Below are 18,807 nucleotides of genomic sequence, written 5' to 3' on the forward strand. Positions count from 1 at the left end.
TGAGAGCACGCTGGAGGCGTGATGAGTCTCGACCTCGTCCTCGCGGACTACCTTGCGCACGTCAAGACGGAGCGCGGGTACTCGGAGCACACGATCACCGCCTACGCGGCGGATCTCGCGGATCTCGTCTCCTTCGCCGAGTCGCGGGGGGTCGGCGGCCCCGACGGCATCGACCTCGCGCTCCTGCGGGATTGGCTGTGGGCGGCCACCGAGCGCGACCTCGCGCGAGCCAGCATCGCCCGGCGCGCGGCATCCGCTCGGGGCTTCACCGCGTGGTTGGCCCGCCGAGGACTCGTCGAGATCGACCAGGGTGCCAGGCTCAAGGCGCCGCGTGCGCTGCGAACGCTGCCGAGGGTCGTGCCCCAGACCGCGCTCGAGGCCGCCATCGCGCGTCTCGAGGCGCGCGCCGGTGAGGGCGATCCGATCGCCGAACGGGATGTCGCGATCATCGAACTGCTCTACGCATCGGCCCTGCGCGTCTCCGAGCTCGTCGGCCTCGACCTGACCGACGTCGACCGGGAGCGTCGAGTGGTGCGGGTCATGGGCAAGGGCTCGAAGGAGCGCGTCGTGCCCTACGGGGCGCCGGCCGCGCGGGCGATCGATCGGTATGTCGAGCACGCGCGACCTGCGATCGCCGCCGCGGCGACCGAGCGACTCGATCGGGGCGGGGCGACCGAGCGGAACGACCAGATCGCGGGGGTCGGGAATCGCCGCGGGCCGGCGCGGCCCGAGGCCGTGTTCCTCGGTGCCCGCGGTGCGCGCATGGGCGTGCGCAGCGTGCACCGTCTCGTCGCGGGAATGCTCGCCGAGATCCCGGGCACCGGTCCGAGCGGGCCGCACGCCCTGCGCCACACCGCTGCCACGCATCTGCTCGACGGCGGCGCCGACCTGCGCGCGGTGCAGGAGTTCCTCGGGCATGCCAGTCTCGGCACCACGCAGATCTACACGCACGTCTCGGCCGAACGGCTGAAGCAGAGCTACCGCACGGCGCACCCTCGGGCCTGAACCGACCTCGCACTGCGCGTCGGCTTCATCGGGGGAGCAGCACCGCCCACGGCACCCCGCCGAGGTAGCGCATCGGCGAGACGTACTCGCCGTCCAGGCGCACGCCGAGATGCACGCATCGATCCTCGCAGTGACCGCCGGAACCGACCGACCCAAGCCGATCGCCCGCCCTGACGTTCTCGCCTTCTGCAGCGATCGCCTCGACGGGCTCGAGTGAGCTCACGAGCCCGTCGCCGTGGTCGATCGAGACGACCGGCCGGCCGGCGACCATGCCGACGAACGACACCACGCCGTCGGCGGGCGCGGCGACGGGCTCGCCGGGCGAGGCCCGCAGGTCGACGCCCCGATGACCGGCGGCGTACGGGGTCGCGGGTGCGCGGAACGGAGCCAGCACGCGGATCGGCGGCGACGTCGGCCAGGTCCAGTCGGCCAGCACGAGCAACCGGTCGGCGGCCGCGGCCCCTCCGCCCTGCACGGCGATCGCGGCCGCCAGCGTCAGCGCCACTGCGACGCGCACCGCGGCATCGAGCGCTCGGCGCGATCGACCGGAGGCGGAGCTGGGTCTCGTGCGCACCGCACGTCGGGGGATGGTCATCCCCACATGCTCTGCGACATCGTGCTCGCGATCGGCGCGACGATCGGCATCCGGGTGCCCGACGACCGGCACCGGGTTGGGGAGGATCGGTGCCGGTGCTAGACTTTCGAGAGCACCCCGCGCGTCGGGGTGACTACGCGTGCCATTTCGGCAGACGACTCCACTCGGTCCGACTTCAGCTCTCACGAGCGCGAAGGCGGCGGAGCCGTGCCGGGCACCAGGGCTCCGACCGCCGGTCGGTGCGTCAACTGAGAACAAAGGAGTACGGCTCATGGCCGTCGTCACCATCCGCCAGCTGCTCGACAGCGGCGTGCACTTCGGGCACCAGACCCGCCGTTGGAACCCGAAGATGAAGCGGTTCATCTTCACCGAGCGTTCCGGCATCTACATCATCGACCTGCAGCAGTCGCTCGCCTTCATCGACAAGGCGTACGACTTCGTCCGCGAGACGGTCGCCCACGGCGGCACCGTCCTCTTCGTCGGCACGAAGAAGCAGGCTCAGGAATCCATCGCCGAGCAGGCGACCCGCGTCGGCCAGCCCTACGTCAACCAGCGTTGGCTCGGTGGCCTCCTCACCAACTTCCAGACGGTCTCCAAGCGCCTCGCGCGCATGAAGGAGCTCGAGGAGCTCGACTTCGAGGGCACCACGAGCGGCTTCACCAAGAAGGAGCTCCTCATCAAGAAGCGGGAGCTCGACAAGCTGCACAAGTCGCTCGGCGGCATCCGCAACCTGACGAAGACCCCTTCGGCGCTCTGGGTGGTCGACACCAAGAAGGAGCACCTGGCGATCGACGAGGCCAAGAAGCTCGGCATCCCCGTCATCGGCATCCTCGACACCAACTGCGACCCCGACGAGGTCCAGTACCCGATCCCGGGCAACGACGACGCGATCCGTTCCGTCGCGCTGCTGACCCGCATCATCGCGGACGCTGCTGCCGAGGGCCTCATCGAGCGCCACCAGAAGCCTGAAGAGGCCGGCAACGTCTCGGCCGTCGAGCCGCTCGCCGAGTGGGAGCAGGAGCTCCTCCAGGCCGGTTCCGCCACCACGCCCGAGCAGGCTTCCGCTGAGACCGAGAAGGTCGCCGAGACCGAGGCCGAGGCCAAGGTCGAGGCTGCAGAGGTCGTCGAAGAGGCTGCCGCTCCCGAGGCCGTCGAGGTCGTCGAAGAGGCCGCCACCGAGGCTGCTGCCGAGTAATTCAGCCGCTCCACTTCAACTCAAAGGAGAATGCCGGAAATGGCAATCAGCATCGCCGACATCAAGGCCCTGCGCGAGCAGCTCGGCACGGGCATGGTCGACACGAAGAAGGCGCTCGAGGAAGCCGACGGCGACCTCGAGAAGGCCACTGAGATCCTCCGCCTCAAGGGTGCGAAGGGCAACGCGAAGCGTGCCGACCGCTCCACCAGCGAGGGCCTCGTCGCCGCCAAGGAGTCGCCCGCGGGCTACACCCTGATCCAGCTCGCGTGCGAGACCGACTTCGTGGCGAAGAACGAGAAGTTCGTCGCCCTGTCGGAGCGCGTCCTCGACGCGGTCGCCGCCGCCGGTTCCGCCGATGTCGACGCCGCACTCGCGGCGCCGCTCGACGGCAAGACCGTCGGCGAGGTCATCGACGAGTCGGCCGCCATCCTCGGCGAGAAGGTCGCGCTCACGCGCGCCGTCACGCTGCCGGGCGACCAGTTCGCGGTTTACCTGCACAAGACCTCGAAGGACCTCCCGCCGCAGATCGGCGTCGTCGTGTCCTACACGGGAGACGACGCGGAGACCGCCCGTGCGATCGCGCAGCACATCGCGATGTTCGACCCCACGTACCTGACGCGCGACGAGGTTCCGGCCGACGTCGTCGACAAGGAGCGCGAGATCGTCACCGAGATCAGCCGCAACGAGGGCAAGCCCGAGGCGGCCCTGCCGAAGATCATCGACGGTCGACTGACCTCGTTCTTCAAGCAGGTCGCCCTGCTCGAGCAGGACTACGCTCGCGACAACAAGCAGCAGGTCCAGAAGGTTCTGGCAGACGCAGGCATCACGGTGTCGTCGTTCGCCCGCTTCAAGGCCACGGCGTAAGTCGTTGTGAAGGAGTCCGGATCGCCTCGCGATCCGGACTCCTTTGCTGTGTCCGGACTGCTCCGGACCTCCGCCGACGGATCCGTCGCGGAAAGACCCGTGTTGCGCCGCTGCGCCGAAGACACGGGAGGCACTAACTTTGACTCCCAAGGGGAAGGAACGGTTCGGGGATGACGGAACGTAGACGCAGGGTCATGCTCAAGCTCTCGGGCGAGGCGTTCGGCGGAGGCGCGCTCGGCGTGAACCCCGACGTGGTGAGCGCACTCGCGCGCGAGATCGCCGATGCCGCCCGCACGGTCGAGATCGCGATCGTGGTCGGCGGCGGGAACTTCTTCCGCGGCGCGGAGCTCTCGCAGCGCGGCATGGACCGCGGGCGCGCCGACTACATGGGCATGCTCGGCACGGTCATGAACTCGCTCGCCCTGCAGGACTTCCTCGAGCAGGCCGGCGCCGAGACGCGCGTGCAGTCCGCGATCTCGATGACCCAGGTCGCCGAGCCGTACATCCCGCGCCGCGCCGAGCGCCACCTCGAGAAGGGCCGCGTCGTCATCTTCGGCGCCGGCGCCGGACTGCCGTACTTCTCGACCGACACCGTGGCCGCGCAGCGCGCACTCGAGATCGATGCCGAGGTCGTGCTCGTCGCGAAGAACGGCGTCGACGGCGTCTACTCCGACGACCCCCGTACGAACCCCGATGCGCACAAGATCGATCGGATCACCTACCATGAGGCGCTCCAGCGCGGCCTCAAGGTGGTCGACTCGACGGCGTTCAGCCTGTGCATGGACAACGGAATGCCGATGCAGGTGTTCGGCATGGAGCCGGGCGGCAACGTGACGGCGGCGATCCTCGGCGCCGACCTCGGCACGATCGTCAGCAACAGCGAGACCCCGACCACTCGATAGACTGTTCCGAGCAGCGAACGAAGGAGCCCCCGTGATCGCGGATGTACTGTCCGATGCCAATGCACGCATGCAGAAGGCGGTCGAGGTCGCCAAGGACGACTTCGCGTCCGTCCGCACCGGCCGTGCCAACCCCCAGCTCTTCCAGAAGATCCTGGTGAGCTACTACGGCACCCCCACCCCGCTCGCGCAGCTCGCGTCGCTGGCGAACCCCGAGGCCCGCACGCTCGTCGTGACGCCCTACGACAAGAGCGCCATCCGCGACATCGAGCAGGCGATCCGCGACACCCCGAACCTCGGCGCGAACCCGACGAACGACGGCAACATCGTTCGCGTGACCCTGCCCGAACTCACCGAGGAACGTCGGCGCGAGTTCGTCAAGATCGTGAAGTCCAAGGCCGAAGACGCCAAGGTCTCCGTCCGCAACATCCGCCGCAAGGCGAAGGACGACCTCGACGCGCTGAAGGGCGAGGTCGGAGACGACGAGGTCGGCCGCGGCGAGAAGGAGCTCGAGCAGGTCACGAAGTCGAACATCGACGCGATCGACGACGCGCTCAAGCGCAAGGAAGCCGAACTCCTCGAGGTCTGAGGGAAGACGATGTCGGGCGTCCCTGAACATGACGATGCGGACGCCGGTGGGCGGGACCGCAACGCTCGTGATGAGTTCCGGTCGCAGGTGCATGCCAAGCGCGTCGATATCGAGCGCCAGCTCGAGGCTTCGAAGGCGCAGTTCGATCAGGCGCAGGAGAAGATCAACGCCCGCACGGGCCGCAACCTGATCCTCGCGATCCTCATCGGACTCGGGTTCGGCGCAGCCCTGCTGCTGAGCCTGCTGGTGATCAAGGAACTCTTCCTGGTCTTCGCCGTCGCCCTCGTCGGGTTCGCGAGCTACGAGCTCGCACAGGCGCTTCGCAAGGGACGATTCGACGTTCCCCGCATCCCGACGGTCGTCGCAGCGGTGGCCGTCGTGCCGTTCGCCTACTTCGGCGGCGCCGGCGGGCAGGTCATCGCCGTGCTCGTCGGCGTCGCCTTCGTCTCGGCGTGGCGGCTCTTCGAGCAGCTGTCGGCGGGCCGGCGCACCTCCGGGCGCATGCTGCTGCGCGACCTGGGTGCCGGCGCCTTCGTGCAGGGGTACGTCACCTTCCTCGCGACCTTCGCCGTGGTGCTCACCGCGGCCGACGGCGGTGAGTGGTGGACCCTCGCGTTCGTGATCGTCGCGATCTCGGCCGACACCGGCGCGTACGCGTCGGGACTCATGTTCGGCAAGCATCCGATGGCGCCGATCATCAGCCCGAAGAAGACGTGGGAGGGCTTCGCGGGAGGCGCTCTCGCCAGCGTGCTCGCCGGCGTGCTGCTCTCGCTCTTCATGCTCGAGAACACGTGGTGGTTCGGACTCATCTTCGGTGTCGCGATCTTCCTGACGGCGACGCTCGGCGACCTCGCCGAATCGCTCGTCAAGCGCGATCTCGGCATCAAGGACATGAGCTCGTGGCTGCCGGGTCACGGCGGATTCCTCGACCGGCTCGATTCGATCCTGCCGTCCGCGGCAGTCGCGTTCGTGGCGTTCCGCATCTTCGGGTGAAGCTCGGAGATAATGGGTCGGTGGATTCCACCTTCCCCCGCACCCGCAAGCCTCAGCGCGGCTACAACGCCGATCAGGTCGACGAGTTCCTCCAGATCGCTCGCCGCGCGTACGACGGCTCCGCCCTCCCGTCCGATCCGCCGCTGAACTCCGAGCGCATCCGACTCACGGCGTTCGCGCTGCAGAAGGGCGGGTACGCGACGGCCGACGTCGATGCCGCCATGGAGCGACTCGAAGACGCGTTCGCCATCGAGGAGCGCCAGGTCGCCGCGCGTCTGCACGGCGACGAGGTCTGGCTGGCCGAGGCCCGAACGACGGCCCAGGTGATCTCCAACCGACTCGCCAGGCCCGAGGGCCACCGGTTCGACCGCATGAGTCCGCTCGCACTGGGGTATCGCGTGCGCGACGTCGACAAGTTCGCCGAGAAGCTCACGCGCTACTTCCGCGACGGCTGGCCGATCTCGATCGACGACGTCCGGAGTGTCGTCTTCTCGACGCAACGCGGCGGATACCGCGAGTCGCAGGTCGATCTCGTGCTCGACGCGGTCGTCGACGTCATGCAGGCCGTCCGCTGAGCGGGCAGCCGCGAGGACGCCGTTCGCTCGAGCGTGCGGACCTCGGATACACTCGACGAATCGTGGGCAGGCATACAGGCATCGAGCAGGGCGCAGCGCCCGCGAACACCGCTCGTACGGCGACGGGCACGCGCAGCGCCGTCAAGCAGGGCGTCACGGTCGTCTTCGCGTTCTGCGCAGCCCTGAGCTTCGTCGCGATCAACCTGGTCGACCCGAATGCGGGCGCCACCGCCACACCCGACAGGGTGACCGTCGACCGGTTCGGCGGCGCCGCGATCCAGGCCCTCGAGGTCGACGGCGACTACACGATCGACGCCTCGAAGGAGAGCTACGCCGTCGAGGCGAAGCCCGCGTACGTCGAGCCGGCATCCACGAGCGCCTCCAGCGGCTGGGCACCGCCCGCGGTGACGCCCGATCCCGGTTCGGCGCAGGCCTATGCCGCGACGGCCGTCGCCGCTCGCGGATGGGCCACCACCGAGTTCGACTGCCTCGTGGCGCTCTGGAACAAGGAGTCCGGCTGGCGGGTCAACGCCTACAACGCCGGCAGCGGCGCGTACGGCATCCCGCAGGCGCTCCCGGGCTCGAAGATGGCCTCCGCCGGCGCCGACTGGGAGACGAACGCGGCCACGCAGGTCGAATGGGGTCTCGGATACGTGCAGGGGCGCTACGGCACGCCGTGCGGGGCGTGGGCGCATTCCGAGTCCATCGGGTGGTACTGAGAGCCCGGTCCTGGCGATCGGCGCCGACGCGCCCGGCCGCTCGGCCCGGCGATGGCTCCGAGCTGACCCGCGGATGCGGCATCCGACCCTAGACTTGTGGTCATGCCGCGCTCGAACCGTTCCCATGGTCGCGCCGCGAAGGCTCGCGAACCGCACCCCGAACTCGACGTCGATCGGCTGAGCGCTGGCTGGCGCCGCACCGAGTCGCGCGATGGTCGGGAGTGGAACGTGCAGCCCGTCTCGGAGGCGCAGGCCGTCAAGCGCTACGTGTGTCCCGCGTGCGGGCTCGACGTCGCTCCGGGTGTCGCGCATCTCGTCGTCTGGCGCGCCGACGGCGTGCTGGGCGATGCGGCCGACCTCTCGGCCCGGCGTCACTGGCATCAGCACTGTTGGAGGATCGGAACCCGATGAGCAGTCCTGAATCCGCGCCGGTCGAGATCCGCGCCGCAGTCGAACTCCCGGCCGTCCGCGAGGAGGTTCGGCTGCACACGGCCGACGGCCTCACGCTGGTCGGCGAGCTCGCGACCCCGGTCGGGGGCGAGCCGGTCGCGACGCTCGTCACGCTGCATCCGCTGCCCACCGCCGGCGGCTTCATGGACTCCCACATCATCCGCAAGGCCGCGGCACGACTTCCGGCGCTGGCGAACCTCGCCGTGCTCCGCTTCAACACGCGCGGAACCACCTCTCCGCGCGGAACGAGCGACGGCTCGTTCGGCGAGGGCATCTCGGAGCGAGAGGATGTCGCGGCGGCGATGGCGTTCGTCGCCCAGCGCGGCCTGCCGAACCCGTGGCTGGTCGGCTGGTCGTTCGGAACCGAGCTCGCGCTCAAGTACGGTCTCGAGCACGACATCGCCGGCGCGATCCTGCTCTCGCCGCCCCTCCACCGCACGTCGGCCGAAGAACTGCGTCGCTGGAACGACGTCACGGTGCCGGTCGTCGCGCTGATTCCCGAGTTCGACGACTTCCTTCGTCCGGATGCCGCGGCCGAGCGGTTCGCGGTCGCGCCGAAGATCGCCCGCATCGACGTCGAGGGCGGGCGGCACCTGTGGGTGGGGGAGAGCCAGACCCGTCGCGTGCTCGACGAGATCGTCGCCGCGGTCAACCCGTCGGCGCTGCCCCTGCCGACGACCTGGCCGCCTGCCGACGCCGTGTGACCCGCCGCTGACGCAATCGCGCCACCACGTGACATCCGGCCGGATGCCACGTGCGCGTGCGCTCAGAGCTCGTTCTGCCGAGGGATGACGACCTGCTTGATGATGAGCAGGAACGATGCGGCGACCGGGATCGCGACGAGTGCGCCGAGCAGACCGAGCAGGGTGCCGCCGGCCAGCGCGGCGATCACGACGAGGGCTCCGGGAACCCGCACGGCGCGGTTCATGATGCGCGGGCTCAGCACGTATGCCTCGACCTGCATGTAGACGAGGTAGTAGATCGCCGCGACCAGTGCCGTCAACGGCGACCCGAGTCCGGGGATCAGGCAGACGAGCACGATGATGACCGACGCCGAGAGCGTGCCGACGAGAGGCACGAGCGAGAACACGAAGGCGAGGAACGCGAGCACCGCCGGGAACGGCGCCTGGATGATCGACAGGAAGATGAAGCTCGCGACGCCGTTGCAGGCGGCGAGGCTCGCCTGCCCGAGCACGTAGCGGCCGACGGACTGCGTGATCTGCTCGGTGAGATCGGCGAATCGGGCCCGACGTGACGCGGGCACGAGCTGGTACGCGGTGTGCTTCATCGCGCTCAGCGAGGCCGAGAAGTACAGCGTGAGGATGAACACGATCACGATCGCGAAGATGCCGGCTCCGAGGGCGAACGCCACCTGGAGCACGCCGCCCGCGAGCTCGCTGAGCTGCTGGGGGTTGGTGAAGAAATCGGTGATCGACGCGGTGACCTGACGGGTGATGTCGCCGATCGGGACCTGCGGGAACTGCTGGGAGAGCTCCTCGACCCAGTCGGTGGACTGCACGCGCAGTGCGATCGCCGGGATCTCCTCGACGAGCTGGCCGACCTGGTCGACGACGATCGGCACCACCGCGAGCACGAGCGCCGCGATGAGCAGCCCGACCCCGGTCATGACGATGAGGATGGACGCCCAACGGGGAAGCCCCCGGCGCTCGAGCCAGCCGATGGCCGGCTCGAGGCCGAGGGCCAGGAAGAGTGCGGCGCCGACGTAGGTCAGCACCGTCGACAGGCTCGCGATCGACGAGAGGATCACGATGCCCACACCGACGCCGAGCGTGCCGGCGAGGCCGATGCGGAACGCGTTCTGGATCTTCATCGAACCTCGCCGACTGCGCGACTGGCGGTGGGTCAGCCGCGGCTGGCCGCAGCGACCTGCTCGGCCTGCGTGAGCACTCCGCGCAGGCTCTCGAAGTAGCCGGCCACCGCATCGCGCTCGATCTTGATCTGCGAGAGCCGGTCCTCTGCGTCGGCGACGAGGGCGCGTGTGCGCTCCTCGCCGTCGGCGATGAGCTTGCGGGCCTGCGTGTGGGCGGCGGCGATGCGCTCGCGCGCCTCTTCGTCGGCCTTGTCGCGGAGCTTCGCGATCTCGCCGCGGACCTCGGTCTCGAGTCGGTCGGCCTCGGCGCGGCTCTCGGCCGTGCGTGCGGTCGCCTCGGCGAGCTCGGTGTTGGCGTCCTCGAGGAACTTCTGCGTCTGCGAGGTCGCCTCCTGGTGGCTGGCGAGCAGCTCCTGCTCGGCCTCGTCGCGCTTGGCGGCGAGCTCGGCCTCGAGGTCGAGGTGCGCCTTCTCGATCTCACGACGCATGCGGTTGACCTCGTGCGTGGTCTTCTTGCGCATCGACGTGAGCTGGTTGTCGAGGTCGATGCGGGACTGCTCGGACTCGGCGTCGAAGTCGGCACGCGCCTGCTCCTGCTCGAGCAGGAGGTCGGCGCGCATCTGCTCGAGGTCGGCCGCGTGCTTGGCGCGAAGGCGGTCGAGCTCGCTCTGCAGCTTCACCCGGGCCAGCTCGGCCTCGCGGGTGAGGTCGACGGTCGTCTGCTCGCGCTGCTGCTCGAGCTCGGCACGGCTCGTCGCGAGCTCGCGGTCGAGGTCGGTGCGCGCCTGCTCGAGTTCGTGCACGAGGGCTGCGCGACGCTCGGTGATCTCAGCCTCGAGGGCGGCGCGCGCCTCGGCGGTCTCCCGCTCGAGGTCGATGCGGGCCTGGTCGGTCTCGGAGGCGAGGTCGATGCGGGCCTGCTCGGTCTCCTTGGCGAGCTCGGCGCGGGCGCGGTCGAGCTCGATCGCGACCTCGGCACGGGTCTGCTCGGTCTCTTGGGTGAGGCCGGCGGCGGTGGCACGGGCCTCTGAGGCCTCGTTGTTCGCCGAGACGAGGATCTCGGATGCCTTGCGCTCGGCGCCGGCGACGGCTGCGGATGCATCGCGCTTGCCGCTCGAGCGGAGGTCGGCGGCCTCGGTGGCTGCCGCACCGCGGATGGCCGCGGCATCCCGAGCAGCGTCGTTGCGCAGCTGCTCGCTGGACTCGTGGGCGCGCGAGACCATGTCGTCGGCCTCGGAGCGCGCGTTCTCGAGCAGGCGTGCGGCCTGCGAGCGGGCTTCGGTGAGCGTGCGCTCGGCCAGCTCGTTCGCGTCGGAACGGAGCAGGTGCACCTCGTCGTCGGCCGCGCGACGCAGCTTCTCGGCGTCGATGTCGGCCTGGGCGATCAGGCGGGTGGACTGCTCTTCTGCGACGCGCAGCGTGTTCTCGAGCTTGGTGCCGAGGCCCGAGAAGGTCGGGCTGCCGACCTCTTCGAGCTCTGCGCTCAGCTCTTCGATGCGCGCGAGCAGTCGCTTGTTCTCTTTCGACTGCTCGGTCAGCTGGTTGTTCGCGGTGATGACGTCACGACGAAGTCCGTTGATGGACTTGTCGACTTCTTCTTTGTCGTATCCACGGAAAACCTGCGTGAACTCGGTCTCTTCGACGGCCAATTCTTCCTCCGGGCTCTGTCCCGCGTTCGTGGGGGCTCGTGCGGGATTCAACGATTCTACGGGTGCGTGCGGGGCACTCGGGTACAGGTTCGGCGACGGTGACGCGGTGAGACGCGTCGATCGGGGATGCGTCGCGGCGGAGGCGACTCACAGGCTGATGTCGGTAGGCTTGGATGTCTTTGTTCAATGCCGCCCGGAGCGGTACCGGAGGTAACGTGCGATTCGTCTTCGCCATCCTGGCTTTCGCCGCCGCCGCAGTGATGATCGGATTCGGCATCGCGCAGCGCACGGTGTTCCTCGAGCCCGACCGCGTCTCGTTGACGTCGACGGTCGAATCGGATGCCGCATATGTCGTCGTCGAGCCGGGGGCGCTGGCCGCGCACCCGGGCAAGCAGACGCTCACCGCGGCCGGAGCCGACACGGTCTTCCTCGCCTATGGTCGGCTGAGCGACGTGGAGTCGTGGATCGGCGACGCGCCGCACGTGTCGATCACCCATGACGCCGACTCCGACGAGCTGGTCGCGACCGACTCGCGCGACGTCGAGGGCGAAGAGGCGGGCAGCGGCGACGGCTCGACCGACGAGGGCGACGGTGCGACCGATGCGACCTCTCGTCCGTCGCCGAGCGAGACGCCGGCCCCGACGCCCGAACCCACGCCGGCCGCGGGCGATGCGGCCTCCGACGACGAGTCGATCGAAGTGGATCCCGCGAACTCGCCGGTGGGCTCCGACCTGTGGCTCGACGAGCTCTCGGGGGAGCGCACCGTGACGACGACGATCGACGTGCCCGACGACATCGCGGTGCTGATCGCCTCCGACGGCACGAACCCGGCGCCGTCGCGAGTCACGCTCACGTGGCCGCTCGACAACGCGACGCCGTGGGCCGGTCCGCTGCTGCTCGGCGGCGGCATCCTGTTCCTCGTGGGCATCGCCCTGGTGATCTCGGGCTTCCTCCACCACCGCCGTTCGCGCGGACCGCGCCGCAACCTGCCGAAGGGCCGAGCCGGCAGCGGGCCGAAGCCCGCCGAACTCCGTCGCGGCCCGATGGGCGGCGGACGCCGCGCGATCGGCCGTTCGAAGCGCGTCGCGCTCGTTCCGGTGCTGCTGCTTCCCGCGTTGGCGCTCACGGCGTGCTCGCCCGACTACTGGCCGAGCTTCGACCAGCCGCCCGCCACCACGGCACCGGCCACCACCGCTCCGCCGGTCGAGCCGCCCGCGACCGACGACCCCGACGCCGATGAGCCCATCGCCGAACCGCTCGTCCCTGCGGTGACCGTGCCGCAGATGGAGCTCATCATGGCCCGCGTGGCCGAGAGCGCCGCGGCCGCCGACGAGGCGCTCGACGGCGACCTCGCCGCCGACCGGTTCATCGGTCCGGCGCTCGAGGCACGGCGTGCGAACTATTCGATCCGCAAGACGCTCCCCGACCAGGCCGGGCCGGTGCCCGTTCCGGCGACCACGCCGACGCTGATCCTCCCGCAGCAGGTCGCGGGGTGGCCGGCCGGCGGTCGTACGGTGCTCGTCATCGAGAAGGCGTCCGACGACCCCACCGTCGCTCCGACGGCGCTCTACCTGCAGCAGGCTTCGCCGCGCGAGAACTACAAGATCGTGTACGCGATGGCACTCGCCCCCGACGCCGACGTTCCGGAGGTCGCGCCCGCGAGCATCGGCGCCCCGCTGATCTCTCCCGAGTTCAAGGGCCTGGTGATGCAGCCGGACGAGGTGGCGGCCGCCTACGCCGACGTGCTGTTGAAGGGCGACGACTCCGCCTACGCGGCGATGTTCGAGCCAGACGGCGACCTGCTGCGCGAGCAGCTCGGCGTCGCTGGTCAGCAGGTCATTCGCGATGACCTGCACGCGACGTCGCCGACCGCCGACATCGCGTTCTCGAACGCCGTCGGCGACGGCCCGACCATCGCGCTCGCGACGAACGACTCCGGCGCGCTCGTGACCGCGACGATCGAGCAGACCGAGAAGGTGACGCCGAACGACGGCGGCACGATCGGCTTCCAGGACGGCGCGCCCGGTGCCGCCCTCTCTGGCTTCACCGGCAAGAGCGCGAAGGGCGTGCAGCGCATCATCGGCATCCAGATGGTGTTCTACGTTCCGGCCGTCGGCTCAGACGAACAGATCCGACTCCTCGGGTGGTCCGAGGGACTCGTCGGCGCATCGGAGGTACCGTGACCGACCCCACTCCGCACGCCGCGCTTCGCGGCGCCGTCGACCTCTCGTCGCTCGTGCAGCGTCCGCCGCAGCCCGGCGGACCCGCGGCATCCGCACCGGCCGCGCCGGCACCGGGTCAGGTCGTCTTCGCGACCGACGACCAGGGCTTTCCGGCCGCACTCGAGCTCTCGCGCACGGTTCCGGTCGTCGTGGCCGTGTGGGGCTCGTGGAGCGAGCCCTCGGTCGAGCTCGTCGCGACGCTCGACCGGCTCGTCCGTGCGCGCTCGGGTCGCCTCGTGCTCGCGACGGCCGACGCCGACCGCAGCCCGCAGCTCGTGCAGGCGTTCCAGGTGCAGTCCGTGCCGACGGTCGTGGCCGTCGTCGCGGGCCAGCCGGTCCCGCTCTTCGCGGGCGCCCAGCCCGACGACGTCATCGACCAGGTGTTCGACCAGCTGCTCGAGCTCGCCTCGCAGCACGGCGTGACCGGGTCGCTCGAGGCGACGGATGCCGCGGGCGACCCCGATGCCGAGGCGCAGGCGCCCGTCGAGCCGCCGCTGCCGCCGCTGCACCAGGAGGCGTACGACGCGATCGAGCGCGGCGACTTCGACACGGCGGCCGCGACCTACCGCAAGGCGATCGCCCAGGACCCGCGCGACCAGATGGCGGTCGCGGGCCTCGCGCAGGCGAACCTGCTCGGGCGCCTGAACGGCAAGACCCTCGACGCGATCCGCAACGCGGCGGCCTCGAACCCCGACGACCTGACCGCGCAGCTCGACGTGGCCGACCTCGACCTGTCGGGCGGTCACGTCGACGACGCGTTCGACCGGCTGCTCACGCTCTTCGTGAAGCTCGACGCCGATCAGAAGAAGCTCGTGCGCGAGCGACTGGTCGAGTTGTTCGAGGTCGTCGGCACGGACGACCCGCGAGTCGTGGTCGCGCGTCGACGCCTCACCAACCTGCTGTTCTGATCCCGGTCCGCCGAGTCGGGCGGAACACGGAGAAACACCTCGGGCCCCGCTGATCAGCGGGGCCCGAGGTGTCTCACTCGAGCGTGAACCAGACGGCGCCGAGCGGGGGCAGCGTGAATTCGGCCGAGGCCGGGCGGCCGGCCCACGGCGTCGCAGTGGCGTCGACCCCGCCGAGGTTGCCGACGCCGGATCCGCCCCACTGCGCGGCATCCGAATTCAGGATCTCGCGCCAGCGCCCGGTGACCGGGAGGCCGAGTCGCACGCGCTCGTGCGGCACGCCCGCGAAGTTCACGATGCAGAGCAGCGGCCGGCGTTCGCGGTCGTAGCGCAGGAACGCGACGACGTTCAGGTGCGCCGCGCCGCCCTCGATCCACTCGAAGCCCGCCGAGTCGTCGTCGAGCTGCCAGAGCGCCGGCTGTTCGCGGTAGGCGCGGTTCAGGGCGCCGACGAACTCGGCGAGCTGCTTGTGACTGGGCTGTTCGAGGATCCACCAGTCGAGGCCGCGCTCCTCGCTCCATTCGGAGAGCTGGCCGAACTCCTGCCCCATGAAGAGCAGCTGCTTGCCGGGGTGCGCCCACATGAACGAGAGGTAGGCCCGCACGTTCGCGAGCTGCTGCCAGTGATCGCCGGGCATCTTGCGGAGGAGCGAGCCCTTGCCGTGCACGACCTCGTCGTGGCTGATCGGCAGCACGAAGTGCTCGCTGAACGCGTAGAGGAACGAGAACGTCAGGTCGTGGTGGTGGTGCGAGCGGTACATCGGGTCCTTCGAGATGTACTGCAGGGTGTCGTGCATCCAGCCCATGTTCCACTTGTAGCCGAAGCCGAGGCCGCCGCTCGAGGTCGCGGCGGTCACCCCGGGGAACGAGGTGGACTCCTCGGCGATCATCACGACGCCGGGGTTGCGCTTGTACGCCGTCGCGGTCGCCTCCTGGAGGAAGGCGATCGCCTCGAGGTGCTCGCGGCCGCCGTGGACGTTCGGCAGCCACTCGCCCTCGGCGCGCGAGTAGTCGAGGTAGATCATCGAGGCCACCGCGTCGACGCGGAGGCCGTCGATGTGCATCTCCTCGAGCAAGAACAGGGCGTTCGCGACGAGGAAGTTGCGCACGCGGGGGTTGCCGTAATCGAAGACGTACGTGCCCCAGTCCTTCTGCTCGCCGCGCCGCGGGTCGGGGTGCTCGTAGAGCGCCTCCCCGTCGAAGCGCGCGAGCGCCCACTCGTCTTTCGGGAAGTGGCCGGGCACCCAGTCCATGATCACGCCGTAGCCGGCCTGATGCAGCCGGTCGATCAGGTACTTGAGGTCGTCGGGGGAGCCGAACCGGCTCGTCACGGCGTAGTAGCCCGTGACCTGGTACCCCCACGATCCGCCGAACGGATGCTCCGCCAGCGGCATGAACTCGACGTGCGTGTAGCCCAGCCAGCCGAGGTACTCGATGAGCTCGTCGGCGACGTCGCGGTACGAACGGCCGGGGCGCCACGAGCCGAGGTGCATCTCGTAGATGCTCATGGGCGCCTCGTGCGCGTTGGTGCGGGCGCGCTGCGACATCCATTCGCCGTCGCCCCACTCGTGCGAGGTGGTCGAGACGATCGAGCCGGTGGCGGGCGCGATCTCGGCCTGCCTGGCCATGGGGTCGGCCTTCATGATCCAGTCGCCGGCGGGCGTGCGGATCTCGAACTTGTAGGTGGAGCCGGCCTCGACGTCGGGGACGAAGAGCTCCCAGACGCCAGACGAACCCATGCTGCGCATGGCGTGCGAGGTGCCGTCCCAGCGGTTGAACCCGCCGACGACGCGCACCGCCTGCGCACGCGGGGCCCAGACCGTGAACGAGGTGCCGGCGACGGCCCCGGAGATGCCCCAGTGCTCGCGATGGTGGGCGCCGAGCACGCGCCAGAGCTCCTCGTGCCGTCCTTCGCCGATGAGGTGCAGGTCGAGCTCGCCGATGCTCGGCGCGAAGCGGTACGGCTCGTCGCTCGTCCAGTCGTTCTCGCCGTAGACGGCGCGGATCAGGTAGTCGCGCGGAGCACCGTCGGCGACGCCGGCCCACACCCCGTGGCCGATGTGCGCGAGCGGCAGCGCGGGCGCGTCGCCGAAGACGGCCTCGACCGAGTCGGCGAGCGGGCGGAGCGTGCGGATCACGGTGGCCGCGGCATCCGCTCGCCCCGGATCGGTCGGGAGCGGGTGCTGCCCGAGCACCGAGTGGGGGTCGGCATGGCGGCCCTCGGCGACGGCCAGCAGCACGTCGTCGGGCACGGTCGGGCCCGCCACCGGCATCGGCTCAGGCATTGGGCACCCGCACGACGTGGAGCACGTGAGCGGGGCGCGTGAACGCGTCGAGGCGCACGTAGTTCGCATCGCCCCAGTCCCAGCGATGCCCGGTGACCAGGTCTTCGACGACGAAACGCGCGCCCGGCGCGATGCCGATGGACTCGAGATCGAGGTGCACGGTGGTCTCCCTCACGGAATGCGGGTCCACGTTCGCGATGACGATGATCGTGTCGTCGACGCCGTCGGGGGTGTATCGGCCCTCGAGATGCTTCGAGTAGACGAGCACGGCGTCGTCGTCGCTGGTGTGGAACCTGATGTTGCGCAGCTGCCCGAGCGCGGGGTGAGCGGAGCGGATGCCGTTCAGGATGCCGAGATACAGGCCGAGCGAGCGGCCCTCGGCCTCGGCCGCGGCGAAGTCGCGCGGCTTGTACTCGAACTTCTCGTTGTCGATGGCCTCTTCGGCGCCGGGCCTGGCGACCGATTCGAAGAGCTCGAAGCCCGAGTAGACGCCCCAGTTCGGCGCGGCGGTCGCGGCGATGGTCGCGCGCACGGTGAACGCCGCAGGACCGCCGAACTGCAGGTACTCGGTGAGGATGTCGGGGGTGTTCACGAAGAGGTTCGGGCGCATGAAGTCGGCGGTCTCCTGCGTGACGCTCGTGAGGAACTCCTCGAGCTCCTCCTTCGTGTTGCGCCAGGTGAAGTACGAGTACGACTGCTGGAACCCGGCCATCGCGAGGGCCTGCATCATCGACGGGCGGGTGAACGCCTCGGCGAGGAACACCACGTCGGGGTCGGTCGCGTTGATCGCCCCGATGAGCCGCTCCCAGAACGCGAGGGGCTTGGTGTGCGGGTTGTCGACGCGGAAGATGCGCACGCCCTGCTTCATCCAGTGCCGCACGATGCGCTCGACCTCGACGAAGACGCCCTCGGGGTCGAGGTCGAAGTTGACGGGGTAGATGTCCTGGTACTTCTTCGGCGGGTTCTCGGCGAAGCGGATGCTCCCGTCGGGCAGCACCGTGAACCACTCGGGGTGCTCGGCGACCCACGGGTGGTCGGGGGAGGCCTGCAGCGCGAGATCGAGCGCGACCTCGATGCCGAGCGCGTTCGCCCGGCGCACGAACGCACGGAAGTCGGCGAGCGTGCCGAGGTCGGGGTGCACCGCGTCGTGGCCGCCCGGCGTGCCGTCGGCCTGGGGGCCGCCGATCGCCCACGGCGAGCCGGGGTCGCCGGGCGCGGGGTCGAGGGTGTTGTTCGGCCCCTTGCGATTCGTCACGCCGATCGGGTGGATGGGCGGCAGGTACAGCACGTCGAAGCCCATGGCCGCCACGCCGTCGAGGCGCTTGATCGCGGAGCGGAAGGTGCCCGACTTCCAGGCGCCGTTCTTCAGGCGCCGCGCACCCTCGGAACGGGGGAAGAACTCGTACCACGAGCCGACGCCCGCTCGACGACGTTCGACGAGGATCGTGTGCTCGTCGGAGTCGCTCGAGAGCAGGGCGAGCGGTCGGGTCTCGAACTCGGCGAACGCGGGATCGTCGACCAGTCGGCGACGCTTCGAGACGGATGCCGCGGGGTCGCGAAGCTGCGCGGCGATCGCCGTCAGGCGCTTGCGGGCGGGCGCGGGGCGGGACCGCTCGGCGACGGCCCGGTCGAGCAGCCGCGCGCCGATCTCGAACATGAGCTCGACGTCGACGCCGGCGTCGATCTTCAGCGCGGCATCGTGACGCCAGGTTCCGATCTCGTCGTCGAAGCCGGTCACGAACCAGCGCCATTCGCCGACCTCGTCGAGGAGGAGCTTCGCCTCCCAGCGGTCGGTTCCGGGCGCGGTGAGGGTCATGCGCTCACGCCGTTCGACGCCGGAGGGCGCGGTGACGACGAGCATCGCGCCGACCTGGTCGTGGCCCTCGCGGAACACGTTCGCCCTGAACGGCACGACCTCGCCGTCGAACGCCTTCGGATGCCAGCGGGGATCGGGCACGGCGGGCGAGAGCCGGGTGACGGGGATGCGGCCGGCGCGAACGGTACGGGTGCTCACGTGAACGACCGTAGCGCG

Annotated in this window: 17 protein-coding genes; 12 read left to right on the forward strand and 5 right to left on the reverse strand. The window is 70.0% G+C overall.

All coding sequences use genetic code 11. From position 1 onward, the window contains the following. The first annotated feature begins 21 nt into the window (after positions 1-21). A complete protein-coding gene (locus GQR16_RS02660; protein WP_157413979.1) occupies positions 22-1,005 on the forward strand; it encodes a tyrosine-type recombinase/integrase in 984 nt (327 codons plus the stop codon). 25 nt (positions 1,006-1,030) lie between these two features. Here the strand turns inward: GQR16_RS02660 and GQR16_RS19555 are convergent, their stop codons facing one another. Beyond that, positions 1,031-1,600 carry a M23 family metallopeptidase gene (locus GQR16_RS19555; protein ID WP_170298399.1) on the reverse strand — a complete coding sequence of 190 codons (570 nt, stop codon included), beginning with the start codon at positions 1,598-1,600 and terminating at the stop codon, positions 1,031-1,033. 271 nt (positions 1,601-1,871) lie between these two features. On the opposite strand from GQR16_RS19555, the gene rpsB reads away from it, so the two are divergent. The 9 genes from rpsB to GQR16_RS02710 all read left to right on the forward strand — a co-directional run bounded on the left by rpsB (position 1,872) and on the right by GQR16_RS02710 (position 8,588). Further along, entirely contained in the window at positions 1,872-2,795 is a 924-nt protein-coding gene (gene rpsB / locus GQR16_RS02670; RefSeq protein ID WP_157413641.1) for a 30S ribosomal protein S2, read from the forward strand. 39 nt (positions 2,796-2,834) lie between these two features. Beyond that, entirely contained in the window at positions 2,835-3,659 is an 825-nt protein-coding gene (gene tsf / locus GQR16_RS02675) for a translation elongation factor Ts (protein WP_157413642.1), read from the forward strand. Positions 3,660-3,829: 170 nt separating this feature from the next. Beyond that, positions 3,830-4,561, forward strand: a complete 732-nt coding sequence (pyrH, locus tag GQR16_RS02680) for a UMP kinase (RefSeq protein ID WP_157413643.1) — start codon at positions 3,830-3,832, stop codon at positions 4,559-4,561. Between the two features lie 31 nt (positions 4,562-4,592). Beyond that, positions 4,593-5,147, forward strand: coding sequence for a ribosome recycling factor (gene frr / locus GQR16_RS02685; RefSeq protein WP_157413644.1), 555 nt, complete (start codon positions 4,593-4,595; stop codon positions 5,145-5,147). Between the two features lie 87 nt (positions 5,148-5,234). Next, positions 5,235-6,140 (forward strand): phosphatidate cytidylyltransferase, encoded by a 906-nt coding sequence (locus GQR16_RS02690; protein WP_246200446.1) that lies wholly within the window; start codon positions 5,235-5,237, stop codon positions 6,138-6,140. Positions 6,141-6,160: 20 nt separating this feature from the next. Beyond that, on the forward strand, positions 6,161-6,715 hold the full coding sequence (locus GQR16_RS02695) for a DivIVA domain-containing protein (protein ID WP_157413646.1): 555 nt from the start codon (positions 6,161-6,163) through the stop codon (positions 6,713-6,715). A gap of 62 nt (positions 6,716-6,777) precedes the next feature. Next, a complete protein-coding gene (locus GQR16_RS02700) occupies positions 6,778-7,434 on the forward strand; it encodes an aggregation-promoting factor C-terminal-like domain-containing protein (RefSeq protein WP_246200448.1) in 657 nt (218 codons plus the stop codon). A 102-nt stretch (positions 7,435-7,536) separates the two neighbouring features. After that, entirely contained in the window at positions 7,537-7,845 is a 309-nt protein-coding gene (locus GQR16_RS02705; RefSeq protein ID WP_211373417.1) for a hypothetical protein, read from the forward strand. Further along, positions 7,842-8,588: an alpha/beta hydrolase gene (locus GQR16_RS02710; RefSeq protein ID WP_157413647.1), complete on the forward strand. Its 747-nt coding sequence runs from the start codon at positions 7,842-7,844 to the stop codon at positions 8,586-8,588. Before GQR16_RS02705 ends, GQR16_RS02710 begins: the two co-directional genes overlap by 4 nt. A 62-nt stretch (positions 8,589-8,650) precedes the next feature. Here the strand turns inward: GQR16_RS02710 and GQR16_RS02715 are convergent, their stop codons facing one another. Both GQR16_RS02715 and GQR16_RS02720 read right to left on the reverse strand, forming a co-directional pair. Continuing rightward, complete coding sequence (locus GQR16_RS02715) at positions 8,651-9,715, reverse strand: AI-2E family transporter (protein WP_157413648.1); 1,065 nt, start codon at positions 9,713-9,715, stop codon at positions 8,651-8,653. A 32-nt stretch (positions 9,716-9,747) separates the two neighbouring features. Beyond that, positions 9,748-11,364, reverse strand: coding sequence for a coiled-coil domain-containing protein (locus GQR16_RS02720; RefSeq protein WP_157413649.1), 1,617 nt, complete (start codon positions 11,362-11,364; stop codon positions 9,748-9,750). A 215-nt stretch (positions 11,365-11,579) separates the two neighbouring features. Here GQR16_RS02720 and GQR16_RS02725 point away from each other — a divergent pair, with 215 nt between their 5' ends. Then, positions 11,580-13,547, forward strand: a complete 1,968-nt coding sequence (locus GQR16_RS02725) for a DUF8094 domain-containing protein (protein WP_157413650.1) — start codon at positions 11,580-11,582, stop codon at positions 13,545-13,547. Next, positions 13,544-14,494 (forward strand): tetratricopeptide repeat protein, encoded by a 951-nt coding sequence (locus tag GQR16_RS02730; RefSeq protein WP_157413651.1) that lies wholly within the window; start codon positions 13,544-13,546, stop codon positions 14,492-14,494. The genes GQR16_RS02725 and GQR16_RS02730 overlap by 4 nt, the downstream gene beginning before the upstream one ends. 73 nt (positions 14,495-14,567) lie before the next feature. On the opposite strand, the gene glgB is transcribed toward GQR16_RS02730, so the two are convergent. Both glgB and GQR16_RS02740 read right to left on the reverse strand, forming a co-directional pair. After that, positions 14,568-16,775 carry a 1,4-alpha-glucan branching protein GlgB gene (glgB, locus tag GQR16_RS02735; protein ID WP_157413652.1) on the reverse strand — a complete coding sequence of 736 codons (2,208 nt, stop codon included), beginning with the start codon at positions 16,773-16,775 and terminating at the stop codon, positions 14,568-14,570. Continuing rightward, on the reverse strand, positions 16,768-18,789 hold the full coding sequence (locus tag GQR16_RS02740) for an alpha-1,4-glucan--maltose-1-phosphate maltosyltransferase (RefSeq protein ID WP_157413653.1): 2,022 nt from the start codon (positions 18,787-18,789) through the stop codon (positions 16,768-16,770). Before GQR16_RS02740 ends, glgB begins: the two co-directional genes overlap by 8 nt. Positions 18,790-18,807 lie beyond the last annotated feature (18 nt).

This window comes from Agromyces allii, assembly GCF_009749385.1.
Lineage (GTDB): Bacteria > Actinomycetota > Actinomycetes > Actinomycetales > Microbacteriaceae > Agromyces > Agromyces allii.

What these genes read in the sequence shown, in the direction of transcription:
- GQR16_RS02705 (WP_211373417.1), top strand. Translation starts at nt 7,537, where the DNA reads ATGCCGCGCTCGAACCGTTCCCATGGTCGCGCCGCGAAGGCTCGCGAA.
- tsf (WP_157413642.1), top strand. Translation starts at nt 2,835, where the DNA reads ATGGCAATCAGCATCGCCGACATCAAGGCCCTGCGCGAGCAGCTCGGC.
- pyrH (WP_157413643.1), top strand. Translation starts at nt 3,830, where the DNA reads ATGACGGAACGTAGACGCAGGGTCATGCTCAAGCTCTCGGGCGAGGCG.
- GQR16_RS02710 (WP_157413647.1), top strand. Translation starts at nt 7,842, where the DNA reads ATGAGCAGTCCTGAATCCGCGCCGGTCGAGATCCGCGCCGCAGTCGAA.
- GQR16_RS19555 (WP_170298399.1), bottom strand. Translation starts at nt 1,600, where the DNA reads ATGACCATCCCCCGACGTGCGGTGCGCACGAGACCCAGCTCCGCCTCC.
- glgB (WP_157413652.1), bottom strand. Translation starts at nt 16,775, where the DNA reads ATGCCTGAGCCGATGCCGGTGGCGGGCCCGACCGTGCCCGACGACGTG.
- GQR16_RS02715 (WP_157413648.1), bottom strand. Translation starts at nt 9,715, where the DNA reads ATGAAGATCCAGAACGCGTTCCGCATCGGCCTCGCCGGCACGCTCGGC.
- GQR16_RS02660 (WP_157413979.1), top strand. Translation starts at nt 22, where the DNA reads ATGAGTCTCGACCTCGTCCTCGCGGACTACCTTGCGCACGTCAAGACG.
- rpsB (WP_157413641.1), top strand. Translation starts at nt 1,872, where the DNA reads ATGGCCGTCGTCACCATCCGCCAGCTGCTCGACAGCGGCGTGCACTTC.